This is a genomic window from Mesorhizobium sp. WSM4844 (assembly GCF_055811775.1).
The window spans coordinates 150,880-166,353 of record NZ_JBVVQB010000004.1 but is presented as its reverse complement, the minus strand read 5'-3'; the positions used below and the strand labels follow the sequence as shown (position 1 = coordinate 166,353).

The window sequence follows — 15,474 nt, the reverse complement described above, 5'->3', positions numbered from 1 at the left end:
ATTGTGCTTTGTGCGAAATCATGCACAAATGGGCGATGCTGCAACGCCCCGCCGCTGCCTTGCCGTCGACGCCCGAGCAACTCGGCAGGCGAGCGCGCCGTGCCTGGCTGCTGTTTGCGGCCATCGCCCTTGCGACGGCCACGGCCGCACTTTACGGCGCTGGTCTCTATGGCCGTACCACGGAGCTCAGGGGACTGGCGGCGCAGGGCCGCACCGACGCCAATCTGAAGGTCGCGCTATTGCGCGCCGTTCTGGAAAGCCCGCGCGCCCTGCCCCTGCTTTTGTCGGAAGACCAGCAGGTGCGCGACGCGCTGGCGCAGAAAAGTGCTGCTGCAATCGATGTGCTGAATCGCAAGCTTGAAGGGCTGGTCTCCGGCACCAAGGCCTCGGTGCTCTATGTCATCGGCACCGACGGGCTGGCGATCGCCTCCAGCAACTGGCGCGACCCGAGCAGCTTTGTCGGCAACGACTACCGGTTCCGCGACTATTTCTCCGCGGCGATGCAATCTGGAACCGCCGAATATTTCGCGCTCGGCAATGTCAGCAAACGCCCAGGCCTCTACATCTCGCGGCGCGTCGGCAACGCCGCCGCACCGCTGGGCGTCGTCGTCGTCAAGGCGGAGTTCGATCAGCTCGAGGCCGACTGGCACGAGGTGAACCGCCCGGCCTATGTCAGCGACGAGCGTGGTATCGTCCTGATCACCAGCGTGCGGTCCTGGCGCTTCATGACGACGGCGCCGCTTGCCGCGTCTGATCGTGCCGCCATCCAGAACAGCCAGCAGTTCGGCGATGCACCGCTGATGCCGTTGCCGATCACGCGCCCGCAGGCGCTCAGCCCGGACGTGTCGATCGTCCACGCGGTGACGCCCGGCGGCAGCGACGCGGAATATCTGAGACTTTCAGCCCCGGTTCCTTCGACCCCCTGGCGGCTCGACTATCTCGTCCCGGCCGAGGCGCCGATCGCCGCCGCGGCCCGTGAAATGCGGCTCCTTGCGCTCGGCGTCTTGGTCCCGTTGCTCGGCCTTGCTGCGTATCTGTTGTGGCGCCGGCAGTCGGGACAAATGCGGATCGCCGCCGAACAGGCGGCGCGCACCGAACTCGAGCGCCGCGTCGTCGAACGAACCGAGGATCTGAGCCGTGCCCGCGATCGGCTGCAGGCGGAGATATCAGACCATCGCAGCACGGAAGCCAAGCTGCAGGTTGTGCAGCAGGATCTGGTCCAGGCCAACCGCCTCGCCATCCTCGGCCAGGTCGCCGCCGGCGTCGCCCATGAGATCAACCAGCCGGTTGCCACCATACGCGCCTATGCCGACAACGCCCGCGTCTTCCTCGACAGGAAGCAGACTGCGCCCGCCGGGGAAAACCTCGGTGCCATCGCAGCACTGACCGAGCGCATCGGCACCATCACCGAAGAATTGAAGGCCTTTGCCCGCAAGGGCCGCACCGCCGCCGAGCCTGTCGCATTGCGCGGTGTCATCGAGGGCGCCGTCGTGCTGTTGAGAAGCCGCTTTGCCGGCCGGCTCGACGCACTGGCGATCGACCTGCCACCGCCGAGCCTCAAGGTCATGGGCAACCGGGTCCGGCTCGAACAGGTGCTGATCAACCTCTTCCAGAACGCGCTTGAAGCGCTGGACGGCCGCAACGACGCTCATGTGCGGGTTGCGGTCGAGGAGACCGCGGACGGCGTGATGGTCGGCGTGTCCGATAACGGACCTGGCATTCCGCCAGGGATTCTCAAATCGCTGTTCACGCCGTTCAATACATCCAAGGAAAAAGGCCTCGGTCTTGGCCTTGTCATCTCGAAGGATATCGTCGCCGACTACGGCGGACGCATCGAGGTTTCGAGCGACGGCAGCGGCACCCGCTTCGCCATCCATCTCTTGAAAGCAGCATAGTGGCCAAGGCAGCATGACGAACGACGACGCAGCGCCGGTCATCTTGGTCGATGACGATAGCGATCTCCTCAAGGCCACCGCGCAGACGCTGGAGCTTGCCGGCTTTTCGGTCTCGGCTTTCTCGGTGGCGACCGAGGCGCTGGCCAGGCTCGACACCGGTTTTGCCGGCGTGGTGGTGTCGGATATCCGCATGCCTGAGATTGACGGCTTGCAGCTTTTCAACCGCATCCTGCGGCTGGACCCGGACATCCCGGTCATCCTCGTCACCGGGCATGGCGACATCGCGGTTGCCGTCAAGGCGATCAAGGACGGCGCCTACGACTTCATCACCAAACCCTTCGCCGCCGACCGGCTGGTGCAGAGCGTGCGCCGCGCCGCGGAAAAGCGCCGCCTGGTGATGGAGAACCGCGCCTTGCGCGAGGCGGCCGGAGAGGCGCAGGACGGCCTGCCGCTGATCGGCCAGACGCCGGCGATGGAAAGGCTGCGCCGCACGCTGCGCCAGATCGCCGACACCGATGTCGACGTGCTGGTGACCGGCGAGACCGGTTCCGGCAAGGAAGTGGTAGCCAGCCTTTTGCATCGCTGGAGTCGCCGCGCCAAGGGCAATTTCGTCGCGCTGAATTGCGGCACGCTGCCGGAGACGGTCATCGAGAGCGAATTGTTCGGCCATGAGGCAGGCGCCTTCACCGGGGCGCAGAAGAAGCGGATCGGCCGTATCGAGCACGCCAGCGGCGGCACGCTGTTCCTCGACGAGATCGAAAGCATGCCGGTCTCGACACAGGTGCAGATGCTGCGCGTGCTGGAAATGCGCGAGGTCACCCCGCTCGGCACCAACGAAATGCGGCCGGTCGACCTGCGCGTCGTTGCGGCCGCCAAGGTCGATCTCGGCGATCCGCGCCAGCGCGGCGCTTTCCGCGAGGATCTCTATTACCGGCTCAACGTGGTGACGATCTCCATTCCGCCGCTGCGCGAGCGCCGCGACGACGTCGCACTGCTGTTCTTCTACTTCGCCGAGCGCGCCGCCGCCCGCTTCCGGCGCCCGTTGCCGGCGGTGCCGGCCGCGGTGCACCGCCATCTCAGGGAGCATGACTGGCCGGGCAATGTGCGCGAGCTCGCGCATTTCGCCGAACGCTTCGTGCTTGGACTCGAGGAAGACGCAGGAGTGGCATCCCCTGCCCCAGCCGAGCCGGATGCCGCCATGAAACTGCCGGAACGGCTGGAGCGCTACGAGGCCGACATCATCCGCGAGACGCTTAACCGCAACGAGGGCGACGTCAGGCGCACGATCGAAGCGCTGGGGATTCCGCGCAAGACCTTTTATGACAAGCTGCAGCGCCACGGCATCGTGCGCAGCGAGTTTTCGAGGTAGAGGCCAACAGGCTAGGGCTGCCCTCATCTGCCCTGCCTCCAGCGCTGGTGGTTGGCGAAAGCCGAAGCGGCATCCAATCTCCCCCCTTGCGGGGGAGATGCCTGGCAAGGCAGAGGGGGGTGCTGTCCCTCCGACCTGCCATGCCCTTAGGCTGTTTCCGGTTGAGAATGGCTGAAGTCGAGGTTGGTGATCCTTCCCACCCCCCTCTGTCCTGCCGGACATCTCCCCCGCAAGGGGGGAGATCGGCAGCTTCGCCGATGGCGCTACGCTGAAAGCCTTAAGGTAAGGCTGCAGCAGAGGGATGAGGGGAAGCGCCAACGTCTGCAAACGTCGCTCCCGCAGCAACTCTCCTGACGCGAACCGATTCCGGTTTTCGCCATCCTGCGCTACACTTGGTCCACTTCAACCGGACCACTCTCATGATTGTCCAGACCTGCATCAATGGCGCGCGCAGCGCCGATTTCCATCCGCAGCTGCCACTCGATCCTGAAGCCATGGCGCGTGACGGCGCGTCCTGCGTGGCCGCCGGTGCGGCCGAGCTGCATATCCATGCACGCGGGCTCGACGGCCGCGAAAGCCTTGCCCCGGCGACGATGGACCGGACCGTGTTGGCGCTGCGCGGCGCCTGCCCGGGAACGCTGATTGGCGTGTCGACCGGCGCCTGGATCGAGAACGACGACGAGCGCACACTTGACGCGATCGCCGGCTGGAGCGAATTGCCTGACTACGCCTCGGTCAATCTGAGCGAGAAGGCCGCGCCCGAGGTCATGCAAAGCCTGCGGCAGCGCGGCATCGGTATCGAGGCCGGGCTCGCCTCCGTCGCTGATGCCGAGCGCCTGGTCCGCCTCGACCATGGCAACCAGGTGCTGCGCATCCTGATCGAGATTTCCGAGCAGGCGCTGGACGCGGCGCTGGAAGCCTGCGACGGCATCGCCGCCGTGCTCGACCGCGCCGGACTGCGTCGCGCCATCCTGCTGCACGGTGCCGACGCCACGGTGTGGCCGTTCGTGCACCGGGCGGCGGAACGCAACTGGTCGACGCGCGTCGGGCTGGAAGACGGCAAGGCGCTTCCGGACGGCACTACGGCATCCGGCAATGCCGCACTGACGGCTGCTGCGGTTGCGATCTTCCGGGCCGGTCGTTGATTCATCCCGTCGGCTTCGGGCGCCTTGCCGATCTTCTCGGGATGCTGCGTCAGGCCACGTCCCGCAAAGTCGAACGCGGCGTCGCCGATTTCGCGGTTGCGCGATCCTCGTGAAGCGCAAACCCTGCTGCGCCCGGGTCGCCCAGCTCAGAGCGGAGCTGCATGCTCGGGATGTGGTAGTCGCCGCCATTCTGCTGCCGGTAGGGAATGGGGCGGGTTGTCTCGAGCGTCCGCATCCTTTCGCGCAGGCGCTCCGCGACAGGCTCGAAATCGGCCTCCCCAAAACGATCCACTCTGTAGACGACGAACGGCGGAAGCACGTCATAGCCCGGATAGTAAAGGATCCCGTGATTGATCGGGAACAGCAGGTCGTCGATCGGGCCGTTGACGCCGCGGGCGGAGTAATGCTCCTCCCAGCCGCCGGCGGTCACGATCAGCATCGCGCGCTTGCCGGCGAGCGTTCCCTCGCCAAAGCGGTCACCCCACCGCTTGTCGCTATGCTCGCCGACCCCATAGGCGAAGCCGTAGGCGTACACCCGATCGACCCAGCCCTTGAGGATTGCCGGCATGGCGTACCACCACAGCGGGAACTGGAGGATCAGCGTGTCGGCCCACAGCAGCTTGTCGATCTCTGCCTTAACATCTTCGGTTAGCGTGTTGGTCGCAAAAGCATTTTTGGATGCCACAGCCGGCAGGAAGCGTTCTTCGGGCGGCCACGACGGAAAGTCGGCACGGTCCACCTCGGATTTCCAGCCATCGGCATAGAGGTCCGATATCAGCACTTCATGGCCCTGGGCCTCGAGTTCCCTGATGGCGACGTCACGCAGTGCTCCGTTGAGCGAACGCGGTTCAGGATGAGCAAAAACAAGCAGGACTTTCATGGGGCCACTCCGATGAAGGATGATGGCACTGAAGGTAGCTAGGCCGGAGATGATCCGCTATATCTGAGCAATGCATAAGATTATGCCGAATAATGGATAGATCTGATGTGACCCTCGAGCGCATGCGCACCTTTGTTCGCGTCGCCGAGCGCGGCAGCCTGTCGGCGGTGGCGCGCGAGCTCGGGGTTGGGCAGTCGACGGTCACGCGGCATTTGCGCGAGCTCGAAGACGCCGTCGGGGTGCCCTTGCTCAGCAGGACCACCCGGCGTGTCACCATGACCGATGAAGGCAGCCGTTACTATGCCGACAGCGTTCAGATCCTGCGCCTCGTCGAGCAGGCCGGCGACGAGGCGCGGGGCACACGCGGCGCGTCGGCCGGCACGATCCGGATATCCTGCACGGCGGCGCTCGGGGTCTTGCACGTCAGCCGGCTGATCTTCGCCTTTCAGGACCGCTATCCCGACATCGGTGTCGATCTCAGCCTCACCGACGAGCGCATCGACCTTGTGCGGGAGGGCGTCGACATCGCGCTTCGCCTCGGTCCGCTCACCGACAGCTCGATGAAACTTCGGGCGCTCGGCCAGTCCCGGCGTCTGCTGGTGGCGGCACCGGCCTATCTGGCGGCGCGGGGCAGACCGGCCGTCCCACAGGACCTGCCTGGCCACGAAGGCATCCGGATGTCGAACATCGCGGGAAGCGACACGCTCGCCCTGGAGGGGCCGGGCGGCGAACGCCACGCGGTGCCTTTTGGCGGCCGGTTTCGGGTCGACCATGGGCTTGCCGTGCGCGAAGCCCTCGTCGCCGGGCGCGGTATTGCACCTGCCCATCACTGGCTTGTCGACGATCTCCTCGCCGCCGGCCGGCTGGAAGTGATCCTGCCGGACTACGCCCCGCCTCCCATTCCGCTGAGCATGCTGATCGTCCCGGAGCGCGCCGGCATTGCCAGGGTCCGGCTGCTGGTCGATTTTCTCGCCGAGCGGATCGGCGGCATTCCAGGGATCGAGAAACCGCGTTAGTCGGCATGCCCTCGGTCGGCTGCGGCTGGCAAAACCCTTCTGTCTTCCAGGATGCGGCCTTGTTGACAGCGCCGAACGCTCTTGCGATTTAAAAAGATACACCCTAAGCTGTTTTCATATCAGAAAGAAAAGTCGATAAATTCTTTCCATTTATGAAAGCCTGAGTTTTTGCGGGAACATCTCGATCAGACCGACCGGCGACTGGTCAAGCTGCTGTCGCAGGATGCGCAGCTTGGCGTCAATCGCCTCGCCGAGAAGATGGCCGTCTCGGTGCCCACGGTGCGCATGCGGCTGCGCAACCTGCTTGACCGCAACCTGCTCAAGATCGTCGGGCTGCTCAACCTGACCGAGCGCCCAGAATTGATCTCGGCGATCGTCGGCATCAATGCGCAGGGGCGCGGCCGCGCCCGGGAACTGGCGCAGCGCATCGCCGAACTGCCTTTCGTGAACTCGGCCTCCGTCGTCACCGGACGCTTCGACATCATCGTCGACGTGACGGTGGCTGGCGATGTCGCCGATCTCTATCGCGTCACCAGCGAGCTGATCCCCGGCGCCGGCGAGCCGGGCGAAGTCGTGCGCAGCGAGACATTCGTCGTCATGGCCTCCTGCAACAAATGGGTCAGCCTGCCGGAAGGCTGCTGGTCGGACGAGACCAAGCGCGACGAAACTGGGCGCGAAGAAACCGGGCGAAAGGAAATACCATGAAGATCGCGGTTCTCGGCGGCCTCGGCCTGCAAGGCCGGGCGGCGATCGCCGATCTTGTCGCCAGCGCCGATGTCGAAGAGGTCGTCTGCGTCGATACTGCGCCGAATGGGGCAGCCCGGCTTGGCGGCCTGACCGACCTTGCCCGCGTGCGTTTCGTCGTGCCCGAAGGCGCGATCGCCCCTGTGTTGGCGAGCGTGCTGGCGGGTGTCGACGCCGCCATCGATCTGTTGCCGCAGCCGCTGATGCGCGAGGCGGTGCTGGCCGCGATCGCGACGCCCACGCCGCTGGTCACCACCAATTACGGCAAGACGATCGCCGACCTTGCCCCCGCAGCGGAAGCGGCCGGCGTTTCGATCATGACCGAATGCGGGCTCGACCCCGGCATCGACCTTGTGCTCTACGCGCGCGCCGCAAGGCAATTCGACGCCATCACGGCGATCGATTCCTATTGCGGCGGTATCCCCGAGCCGAGGGCTATGGCCAAGCCGCTGTGCTACAAGGTGAGTTGGAATTTCGACATGGTTCTGATGAGCCAGAACCGCGACAGCGTGCTGGTCGAGAACGGCAAGCGGGTCGATGTGCCGGCCGGCCAGCAACATGAAAATCGCTTTATCCACGAGATCGAGGTCGCGGGGCTCGGCAGGCTGGAAGCCTTCCCCAATGGCGATGCGCCGCATTATGCCGGCATGCTTGCCGCCGCCAAGGGGCTGCAGCGCTCCGGCCGCTATTCGTTGCGCTGGCCGGGTTGGTCGGCGTTCTGGGCGCCGCTGAAGGAGCTTGGCTTCCTTTCCGAGGACAAGGTGCCCGGCGTTGGCGCCAGCCCACGTGAATTTCTCGGCCGGCTGCTCGGTCCGCAACTGCAATACGGCGCCGGCGAGAAGGACTTGTGCGTGATGCGCAATGTCTTTACCGGCACCCAGCATGGCCGCCGCAAGACGGTGATGTCGGACCTGGTCATCGAACGCGACCTCGCCTCCGGCCTGTTCGGCATGAGCCTTGGCGTCGGCTATCCCGCCAGCATCGTGGCGCAGATGCTGGCGCGGGGCGAAATTACCGAGCCCGGCCTGCTCAATCCGCTGCTGCATGTGCCCGACGGCCGCTTTCTCGATGAACTGGCCAGACGCGGTATACGCGTATCCGAAACGATCGACTGGGACTGAAGGATTTTCGAACGGTGGCCGCCGCCGGCAACGGCGCTGCCGCTCAAAAAGCACCCCCAAGGGTGGGACAACAAAGCGAAAATAACAAACAACAACAAGGAGGAATGCCCAATGACTATTGCCAAGCTTTTCATCGCCGGCCTTGCGCTCGCCGGCCTCACTGCCGCGGCCAGTGCCGGAACGCTCGACGAGATCACCAAGCGCGGCGAGTTGCGCGTTGCCGTGCAGACGCAGGGACCGCCCTTCTCGCTGGTCGGTGCTGCCGGCGAGCGCACCGGCAGTTCGGTCGAGCTTGCCGAACTGATGGCCAAGGAAATGGGCGTCAAGATCACCTTTTTGGATTTCGATTGGGACGGCCTGATCCCGGCGCTGCTGTCGGGCAAGGCCGATCTTCTGGTCGCCGACATGACGCCGACGCTGGCGCGGGCGATGAAGGTCGCCTTCACCAAGCCTTACATGTACACCGGCAGCACCGTCTTCACCAAGGCCGACGGCAAGTTCAAATCCACCGAGGATTGCAAGGCCAAGGGCACCAAGATCGCCGTGCTGCTCGGCGCCACTGGCGAGAAGGAGGCCAAGAAGGCTTTCCCGGACGCCGACATCAAGAGCTACAAGGGCGGCGGCCCGCTGCTGCTTGACGCCGTCAACAACGGCCAGGCCGATTGCGGCGTCAACGACGTCTCGGCGGTCAAGGGCCAGTCGACCGCCTACCCGGCCGGCAGCTTCACCATCATGCCGGACATGCTGTCGAAGGAGCCGCTGGCCTTCGCCACGCGCTATGACGAGCAGGACCTGCTGACCTGGATGAACCTGTTCCTCGACCAGGTCAGCCTCGACGGCCGCCTGCAGAAGAACCTCGACTACTGGGTCAATTCAGACGACTGGAAGAAGGATCACTGAGCATAGTGAATAGTGAATAGTGAATAGTGAATAGTGAGTAGTAAATCGCTACTCGCTATTCGCTAATCCCTATTCACCATTCACTAATCCCTATTCACCATTCACTATTCACCATTCACCGCCCCACCCATGCTCGAACATTTCAGCTTCCGCACCATTGTCGAATATCTGCCCCTGTTCGGGCAGGGCCTCGTCACGACCGTGTGGCTGTCTGTCCTCGCCTTTGCCGGCGCGCTCGCCGTCGGCATCGTGCTCGCCGCCATGAACCTGCAGCGCGGCCGGCTGTTCCGCATGCCGGCCAAGGCCTATATCGACGCGGTGCGAGCAACGCCCTTGCTGGCGCAGCTTTATTTCCTCTATTTCGGCCTGCCGCGGCTCGGCATCATCCTGCCTGAGCTCGTCGTCGGCATCCTTGCTTTGTCGCTGAACAGCGGCGCCTATGTCGCCGAGATCATCCGCGCCGGAATCCTGTCGATCCCGCGCGGCCAGGTCGAGGCCGGCGTCGCCTCCGGCATGACCTACATCCAGCGCATGCGCCTGGTCATCCTGCCGCAGGCGTTCAAGGTGACGATCCCGCCGCTGCTCGGCCAAGCGATCGTGCTGGTCAAGGATTCGGCCCTGCTGTCGCTGATCGCGGTCGCCGAACTGACGCGCGCCGGGCAATTGCTCGCCTCCGACCGCTTCATGCCGGCGGAAGGTTTCATCACCATCGCCGCCTTCTACCTGCTGCTCTATTACGGGCTGAAGGGACTGGCGGCGCTGTCCGGGCGCTGGCTCGGCCTCGCGGGGGCACGGACATGATCTGGCAGCAGCTGCAAAGCATAGCCGGCAGCTATCCCCTCGCCCTGCGCGGCCTCGGCATGACCGTGATGCTGTCGCTGGTCAGCCTGGTGCTGGGCACGCTGATCGGCTTTGGCCTCGGCATCCTGCGGACCGGCGGCAACCGGCTGATCAGCGGCGTGATCGGCGCCTGGGTCGACCTGATCCGCGGCACGCCGTTCCTGGTGCAGATCTTCCTGATCTTCTTCATCCTGCCGGAACTCGGCATCGAGCTGGATGCCTTCACCGCCGGCATAATCGCGCTGACCAATCTGGCCGCCTGCTTCATCTGCGAGATCGTCGTCGCCGGCATCCGCTCGGTGCCGACCGGCCAGGTCGAGGCGGCGCTGGCGTCCGGCCTGTCGCGCTGGCAGCACATGCGCCAGGTGGTGCTGCCGCAGGCGATGCGCATCGTGCTGCCGCCGCTGGTCGGGCAATATGTGCTGCTGATCAAGGATTCCTCTGTTGTTTCGGCTATCGGGCTCACCGACCTCACCCGCGTCGGCTGGCTGGTGGTGCAACGCGTGCCAAACGGCCTGCTGGTCTTCTTCCTCGTCGGCCTCGGCTATTTCATCGTCTGTTATCCGCTGATCCTGCTGGCGCGCCGGCTTGAGCAGCGCATGGGTGCGGCCCATGGCGAGGTGCAGATATGACGTTGAACCTCAGCAAAAATGGTACCGGCATGATCGAGTTTCGCGGCGTCAACAAATGGTTCGGCACGCTCAATGTGCTGAAAGACATCACGCTCAGCGTCGAGCCGCGCGAAGTGGTCGTTGTCTGCGGCCCGAGCGGCTCGGGTAAGAGCACGCTGATCCGTTGCATCAACGGGCTGGAGACGATCCGCGACGGCGACCTGGTGGTCGACGGCCAGCGCCTCGGCGACCCCGCCACCAACATGACGCGGCTGCGCACCGAGATCGGCTTCGTCTTCCAGTCGTTCAACCTCTATCCGCACAAGACCGCGCTCGAGAACGTCACGCTGGCACCGATCCACGTCCGCAAGATCCCGCGCGCCGAAGCCGAAAAGGCCGGGCGCGAGCTGCTTGCCAAGGTCGGCCTTGCCGACAAGGTCAATGCCTATCCCGCACAACTCTCCGGCGGCCAGCAGCAGCGCGTGGCGATCGCCCGCTGCCTCGGCATGCGCCCCAAGATCATGCTGTTCGACGAGCCGACCTCGGCGCTCGATCCAGAGATGATCTCGGAGGTGCTCGACGTCATGGTCGCGGTGGCAGAGGAAGGCATGACCATGATGGTGGTGACCCACGAAATGGGCTTTGCCCGCAAGGTCGCCCAGCGCGTGGTGTTCATGGATGCCGGCGCCATCGTCGAGAGCGGCACGCCGGATGAATTCTTCTCGCACCCCAAGACCGACCGCAGCCGCGCCTTCCTGAGCAAGATTCTGCGGCATTAGAGTCAAAACTCAACCAGCTGGCTGTCGCCAATGGCCGAGACGGGTGGAATGCTGCCATTCGTCTCGTCGATGGGAACGAGCAATTAGCGCCATGTTCAGACATTCGCGGTGCTTCTCCAGAGCGGACGTTAGCTCATCGGTAGGAGGCGACCTGCGGACCATGCCTGATGGTAGATGTAGGGAACGGCGTGACCCCCATGCGATGAAGCGGCGGTAGGCCGCCGCTCCGAATTTGAGCGGCCCGTCCGGCGCTATAATTGACCGGCAGGGGACGTTATTCGACGACGCAAATCAGAGCCATGACTGAGCAGGACGTGCCGTCGGTATCGCTGCTCATTGGAGAGTCTTGGCGCAGGACGTACTCGCCAATCATGGGTGCCGAGACCGCGGCCTTGATTTCGGATGAAGATCACACGCTGCAGCGGATTGCGGCGGAACTGACAGACACCAACAAAATGTCGTTCGTCGCAGAACGGCCAGACGGCTCGATTGCCGGCTACGCGATGGCTAAGATGAATGAAGCCGGCGACGTCATGCTTGACCGGCTCCACATCGATCAAAGCGAGTACGGCACCGGGCTAGCCGCTAATATATTGCACGCTGTCTTTGCCGCCCATTCCGGCATCCTGAGCATCCCACTCGAAGTGCTCGAGGGAAACGACCGGGCAATGGCCTTTTACCGCAAACATGGTTCGAAGTGGCCGCGTTGCACGGTGCAGAAGGCCATGCATCGTTGATTATGCGCAAACTGCTATCGCGCGCCTAGTCGGAACTCGCGCATCGAACAGTACATCACGTCTTCCGTCCCCAGCGCACCGGCGGCCTCCCCGTTCGCAATCCAAATAGACGTCTTTCAGCTGTTTGATTGGCATGTCAGCGTGAGCGAGCGCGAGGGACTTAACAACTGACATGATCATTTTGAGATCCTCCCCAGTTCCCGTCGGTCAACATTCAGTCCTTGGGGTCGCAGGTATAGTGCCGTTCGAAGGTCCCGTCCGCGCGCCGCTGCTTGTCGAAGCCGCGATGTAAGGCTCGGTCGCGCGCTCGTGGACCAGCCAAAGGGGATCTCGGCCGAGGCGTAGCTGCTGCCGGCGGCCAACCGTTTCGGGATCGAGGCCGGAGCGATCCTGGTGCGCTCGATCGTCGTGCCGGCCGCGCCTGCCTCCGCATGACGGATGGCGCGGCTTCGCAAAGCGCACATGATTTCGTCACGTGAGATGCCGATGTCGACAAGAACGTCATCGGGTAAACGGCTCAACTGGTCCGTTGCCGACAAGAGAGCTTTTCGCTCGGCGCGGAGGCGTAACCACCTGCGAAATGGACCGATGGCGGCAGCATGAATTATAACCATGATCAGATCGTACCTTCATTGATCTGAATTGACCGGTACGGAACGGCGCGAACGGCACTCCGGGCGAGAGCGTCAGCCGTCCGCGAGGCAAGTTAGGCGTAGTGATCGATGGATTGGTTTTGCCGCGGCGTGCCCGCATGGCGGGCGGTGGCTGGCCCCGGGCCACGCATATAATAAAGCTCCGGCCGGTAGCGCGGCGCGGCGAATTTGCGAAACGCCGCAGCAAGTTTTGTGACGGGAGCCAAGAATTTCATGACCGTTCCCTTTCCCTTCGCCGGCTTGAACACGAGCCGGCAGGCCTGGATGTTTGCAAACAAGGATATGCCAGTCGAACCAGGCTCGGCTGTGGGAATTCCCACACCGGGAAAACATTGGAAAAATCCGCTCCCAGTTTGCTTTCCGGAAAGCGGGGCCTGCGGCCATCAAATTTCCTTGGATAGGGAGTAAGATGAGGTACACCTGATTGAACAAGAGGCTGTTGTGACAGGCTCTCCGGCCTTCATCTCAAGACTTTGCGATGCCGACCTCGCCGCGCTGACCAAACGGTGGCACGAGCGCAGCTATCGACACAACGAGCTGATCATTTCCCACGGCGACACTGGTCGCGATGTCTTCTTCCTGCTGGAAGGACGGGCTCGCGTGACACTGGTTTCAGCGGACGGCAGGGAGATAGCGTATCGCGATGTCGAACCGGGTGACATTTTCGGGGAGCTCGGAGGCATTGACGGGATTGCACGCTCTGCCAGCGTAGTCGCGCTGGAGGCAACCCGCGCTGCACGGCTGTCCGGCACAGCATTCCGAGATATCGTGATGACCCACCCGACTTTTGCCTGGATGCTGCTTGAGCATCTGTCTGCCCAGCTCCGGCGCATGACCGAGCGGGTATTCGAATACAGCACTCTGGTCGTGCGAAAACGGCTGATCGTCGAGCTCCTGCATCGGGCGGAGAAAGCCGCACTCGTGGACGGCGAGGTGTCCATAAGCCCGGCACCGACGCATTCCGAGCTGGCGGCAACGATGAGCACGCACAGGGAAGCGGTCTCGCGCGAAATGAGCGACCTCGCCAAGAGGGGCCTGATCGAAAAGCGCGGCAGCAGGTTATTGCTGCATGACGTCTCGGCACTACGGGCGCTGGTCGACAAGAAGGAATAGCGAAGGCTGTCGCTGCGGCGGGGGGCACCGCACGTTTCATACTCCTCGGCCGCAAGTGATTATTCCTTCCGGCAAACCGGGCAACCTAGCGTGCCAGCGCGCGGGTCGGGCTTTGATCGCTTCACCCCTTGCAAGAATCATGACTCGGCTTCTTGATGCGGCACGGAACGTCGATCGACCCGATCTCTCTCGTCGTCTCGCGATAGTCCACCAGCCACGCAAGCTGCCGCTGGTGCTGAGCGCCGAGGAGGTAGCGCGGCTGCTCGAAGCCGCGCCGGGGCCGGAATACAATGCGGCGCTCGGCACGGCCTATGGCGCCGGGCTGCGGGTTTCCGAGGTGGCGGCGCTCAAGGTGACCGACATCGATTCGGCGCGCATGCTGATCCGCGTCGAACAAGGCAAGGGCCGCAAGGATCGCCACGCCATGCTGTCGCCGCAATGTGACGAGCATACCATTTCGCATTGAACCGGGCGACCTGCAGCCGCGATACATCACTGAACGCGAACGGCCTCCGCAAAGAGGCTGTTCGATGCATGGGCTGCTTTTCCGCGTTCCACCCGGCTGAGATGTTGAACGCTCTTTGCCTGCGCGGCTTAGGCGAATGCCTTGGCCGGCTCGGTAGCGCCATATGCGGACGTCGCTCAATGCCGGATTAGGTCTGCTTAGGACGCCGTTCGATGCCTGTGGCCGCGAGGGACTCTCAAGGTCGGGCGAGGACAGGAAGTTCAGCAACTGTCTAGCGGCGCCTGTGTTCGTGGCGGCACTTATGGCGAGGTCGAAGTCGACGTGGCTCTGGAGTTGCACAGGGAAAGGACCAATGAGAATAACGTCAGGGGCGGCAGCGAGGATGGAGGTTACCGGAACAACTGCCAACTCGGCTTCGCCACGAGCCACGCTGGTCGCCGTCTGCCCTCCCAATATAGGCACTAGTTTTGGCCTCACCTCAGCCGCCAGTCCCAGCCGTTCGAGCAGGCCGGTGAAGTAGCCACCGCTGGTTCCGTCGCTAGCGTAGGCGATCGACTTGGCATTCTTCAGGGCGTACTCGAACGCTTCGATGGAGTCGACGCGGAACGCACGGCCGCCCGCCTTTGCCGCCACGCCCATGCTGATCCGGCCAAATGGCACTTGGCTCCCCGCCAGCACCCATCCGGTTGCAGTCAGGTCCCGAACTAGATTCGGATTGGTGATGACCAAGTCGAAGGGCTGTCCTCGTTCGATCTGAGCCTTCACCGTCGGGTTGAGTTCCCACTTGTTCGCTACGCTGAGCCCAGTCGCCGTTTCGAACGACGCGATGATAGGGAGGACTGCCGGCCGGACCGCAATGGCTCCAAAGAGCTGGATCTCATCGCCCATTAACGCGCCCCTTCTGCGCTGGATGCTCTCTCACCATATACGGAATGTCCGCATCGGGTCATCAGTGCTGGTTGCCGCGAATGTCGGCTATCGGGTAGCAAAACGGGTTGATGAAGGTCGGCTTGGGGTCAGAACTTGCCGTAGAAGTTCTCCGAACGAAGGGCAGACAAGGATTGAACTCGGTCGTTCAGAGTGATTGGATTCTGCCCTAGTCTGGAAAGAGCAGGCCGGCGTCTTCAGCCGAATGTCGCCAGAGGCTCAGTGCGAACCTCAACCCACTTGCCGTCCTAGTTGGCCTGCTAGCCGGCCTGCCTGCA

At 63.7% G+C, this 15,474-nt stretch carries 15 protein-coding genes and 1 pseudogene; 13 read left to right on the top strand and 3 right to left on the bottom strand.

The genetic code is table 11. The features are described 5' to 3' along the window. Positions 1 to 20: 20 nt before the first annotated feature. The 3 genes from AC0L2A_RS05775 (at position 21) to AC0L2A_RS05765 (ending at position 4,409) form a co-directional block, all read left to right on the top strand. On the top strand, positions 21 to 1,895 hold the full coding sequence (locus AC0L2A_RS05775) for a sensor histidine kinase (protein ID WP_473515628.1): 1,875 nt from the start codon (positions 21 to 23) through the stop codon (positions 1,893 to 1,895). Between the two features lie 13 nt (positions 1,896 to 1,908). Further along, entirely contained in the window at positions 1,909 to 3,264 is a 1,356-nt protein-coding gene (locus AC0L2A_RS05770) for a sigma-54-dependent transcriptional regulator (protein ID WP_473607901.1), read from the top strand. 419 nt (positions 3,265 to 3,683) lie between these two features. After that, a complete protein-coding gene (locus AC0L2A_RS05765; RefSeq protein ID WP_473607903.1) occupies positions 3,684 to 4,409 on the top strand; it encodes a 3-keto-5-aminohexanoate cleavage protein in 726 nt (241 codons plus the stop codon). Positions 4,410 to 4,458: 49 nt separating this feature from the next. Here AC0L2A_RS05765 and AC0L2A_RS05760 read toward each other — a convergent pair whose 3' ends face one another. Beyond that, on the bottom strand, positions 4,459 to 5,289 hold the full coding sequence (locus AC0L2A_RS05760) for an NAD(P)H-dependent oxidoreductase (protein ID WP_473520870.1): 831 nt from the start codon (positions 5,287 to 5,289) through the stop codon (positions 4,459 to 4,461). Positions 5,290 to 5,381: 92 nt separating this feature from the next. On the opposite strand from AC0L2A_RS05760, the gene AC0L2A_RS05755 reads away from it, so the two are divergent. The 8 genes from AC0L2A_RS05755 (at position 5,382) to AC0L2A_RS05720 (ending at position 12,037) form a co-directional block, all read left to right on the top strand. After that, positions 5,382 to 6,305 carry a LysR family transcriptional regulator gene (locus tag AC0L2A_RS05755; RefSeq protein WP_473607904.1) on the top strand — a complete coding sequence of 308 codons (924 nt, stop codon included), beginning with the start codon at positions 5,382 to 5,384 and terminating at the stop codon, positions 6,303 to 6,305. 168 nt (positions 6,306 to 6,473) lie between these two features. Beyond that, positions 6,474 to 7,010 (top strand): Lrp/AsnC family transcriptional regulator, encoded by a 537-nt coding sequence (locus tag AC0L2A_RS05750; RefSeq protein ID WP_473607906.1) that lies wholly within the window; start codon positions 6,474 to 6,476, stop codon positions 7,008 to 7,010. Next, positions 7,007 to 8,170 (top strand): saccharopine dehydrogenase family protein, encoded by a 1,164-nt coding sequence (locus tag AC0L2A_RS05745; protein ID WP_473607907.1) that lies wholly within the window; start codon positions 7,007 to 7,009, stop codon positions 8,168 to 8,170. The genes AC0L2A_RS05750 and AC0L2A_RS05745 overlap by 4 nt, the downstream gene beginning before the upstream one ends. A 111-nt stretch (positions 8,171 to 8,281) precedes the next feature. Continuing rightward, positions 8,282 to 9,070: an ABC transporter substrate-binding protein gene (locus AC0L2A_RS05740; protein WP_023799181.1), complete on the top strand. Its 789-nt coding sequence runs from the start codon at positions 8,282 to 8,284 to the stop codon at positions 9,068 to 9,070. Positions 9,071 to 9,199: 129 nt separating this feature from the next. Then, positions 9,200 to 9,871, top strand: coding sequence for an amino acid ABC transporter permease (locus tag AC0L2A_RS05735; protein ID WP_473607909.1), 672 nt, complete (start codon positions 9,200 to 9,202; stop codon positions 9,869 to 9,871). Continuing rightward, on the top strand, positions 9,868 to 10,542 hold the full coding sequence (locus AC0L2A_RS05730; protein WP_473607910.1) for an amino acid ABC transporter permease: 675 nt from the start codon (positions 9,868 to 9,870) through the stop codon (positions 10,540 to 10,542). Before AC0L2A_RS05735 ends, AC0L2A_RS05730 begins: the two co-directional genes overlap by 4 nt. Positions 10,543 to 10,571: 29 nt before the next feature. Further along, the gene (locus AC0L2A_RS05725; RefSeq protein ID WP_287203663.1) at positions 10,572 to 11,300 is read left to right on the top strand and encodes an amino acid ABC transporter ATP-binding protein; all 729 of its coding nucleotides are present in this window, start codon (positions 10,572 to 10,574) and stop codon (positions 11,298 to 11,300) included. 371 nt (positions 11,301 to 11,671) lie between these two features. Continuing rightward, positions 11,672 to 12,037 carry a GNAT family N-acetyltransferase gene (locus AC0L2A_RS05720; RefSeq protein WP_473607911.1) on the top strand — a complete coding sequence of 122 codons (366 nt, stop codon included), beginning with the start codon at positions 11,672 to 11,674 and terminating at the stop codon, positions 12,035 to 12,037. 706 nt (positions 12,038 to 12,743) lie between these two features. Here AC0L2A_RS05720 and AC0L2A_RS05715 read toward each other — a convergent pair. Then, positions 12,744 to 12,905 carry a hypothetical protein gene (locus tag AC0L2A_RS05715; RefSeq protein WP_473607913.1) on the bottom strand — a complete coding sequence of 54 codons (162 nt, stop codon included), beginning with the start codon at positions 12,903 to 12,905 and terminating at the stop codon, positions 12,744 to 12,746. Positions 12,906 to 13,131: 226 nt separating this feature from the next. Here AC0L2A_RS05715 and AC0L2A_RS05710 point away from each other — a divergent pair, with 226 nt between their 5' ends. After that, positions 13,132 to 13,803 carry a Crp/Fnr family transcriptional regulator gene (locus AC0L2A_RS05710; protein WP_091600388.1) on the top strand — a complete coding sequence of 224 codons (672 nt, stop codon included), beginning with the start codon at positions 13,132 to 13,134 and terminating at the stop codon, positions 13,801 to 13,803. 139 nt (positions 13,804 to 13,942) lie between these two features. After that, positions 13,943 to 14,269 carry a tyrosine-type recombinase/integrase gene (locus AC0L2A_RS05705; RefSeq protein WP_473607914.1) on the top strand — a complete coding sequence of 109 codons (327 nt, stop codon included), beginning with the start codon at positions 13,943 to 13,945 and terminating at the stop codon, positions 14,267 to 14,269. 187 nt (positions 14,270 to 14,456) lie between these two features. On the opposite strand, the pseudogene AC0L2A_RS05700 reads toward AC0L2A_RS05705, so the two are convergent. Beyond that, positions 14,457 to 15,157 (bottom strand): annotated as a pseudogene (locus tag AC0L2A_RS05700) (molybdate ABC transporter substrate-binding protein). Positions 15,158 to 15,474 lie beyond the last annotated feature (317 nt).

What these genes read in the sequence shown, in the direction of transcription:
- AC0L2A_RS05755 (WP_473607904.1), top strand. Translation starts at nt 5,382, where the DNA reads ATGGATAGATCTGATGTGACCCTCGAGCGCATGCGCACCTTTGTTCGC.
- AC0L2A_RS05725 (WP_287203663.1), top strand. Translation starts at nt 10,572, where the DNA reads ATGATCGAGTTTCGCGGCGTCAACAAATGGTTCGGCACGCTCAATGTG.
- AC0L2A_RS05765 (WP_473607903.1), top strand. Translation starts at nt 3,684, where the DNA reads ATGATTGTCCAGACCTGCATCAATGGCGCGCGCAGCGCCGATTTCCAT.
- AC0L2A_RS05715 (WP_473607913.1), bottom strand. Translation starts at nt 12,905, where the DNA reads ATGAAATTCTTGGCTCCCGTCACAAAACTTGCTGCGGCGTTTCGCAAA.
- AC0L2A_RS05740 (WP_023799181.1), top strand. Translation starts at nt 8,282, where the DNA reads ATGACTATTGCCAAGCTTTTCATCGCCGGCCTTGCGCTCGCCGGCCTC.
- AC0L2A_RS05735 (WP_473607909.1), top strand. Translation starts at nt 9,200, where the DNA reads ATGCTCGAACATTTCAGCTTCCGCACCATTGTCGAATATCTGCCCCTG.
- AC0L2A_RS05730 (WP_473607910.1), top strand. Translation starts at nt 9,868, where the DNA reads ATGATCTGGCAGCAGCTGCAAAGCATAGCCGGCAGCTATCCCCTCGCC.
- AC0L2A_RS05705 (WP_473607914.1), top strand. Translation starts at nt 13,943, where the DNA reads ATGACTCGGCTTCTTGATGCGGCACGGAACGTCGATCGACCCGATCTC.
- AC0L2A_RS05760 (WP_473520870.1), bottom strand. Translation starts at nt 5,289, where the DNA reads ATGAAAGTCCTGCTTGTTTTTGCTCATCCTGAACCGCGTTCGCTCAAC.
- AC0L2A_RS05720 (WP_473607911.1), top strand. Translation starts at nt 11,672, where the DNA reads ATGGGTGCCGAGACCGCGGCCTTGATTTCGGATGAAGATCACACGCTG.
- AC0L2A_RS05745 (WP_473607907.1), top strand. Translation starts at nt 7,007, where the DNA reads ATGAAGATCGCGGTTCTCGGCGGCCTCGGCCTGCAAGGCCGGGCGGCG.
- AC0L2A_RS05770 (WP_473607901.1), top strand. Translation starts at nt 1,909, where the DNA reads ATGACGAACGACGACGCAGCGCCGGTCATCTTGGTCGATGACGATAGC.
- AC0L2A_RS05775 (WP_473515628.1), top strand. Translation starts at nt 21, where the DNA reads ATGCACAAATGGGCGATGCTGCAACGCCCCGCCGCTGCCTTGCCGTCG.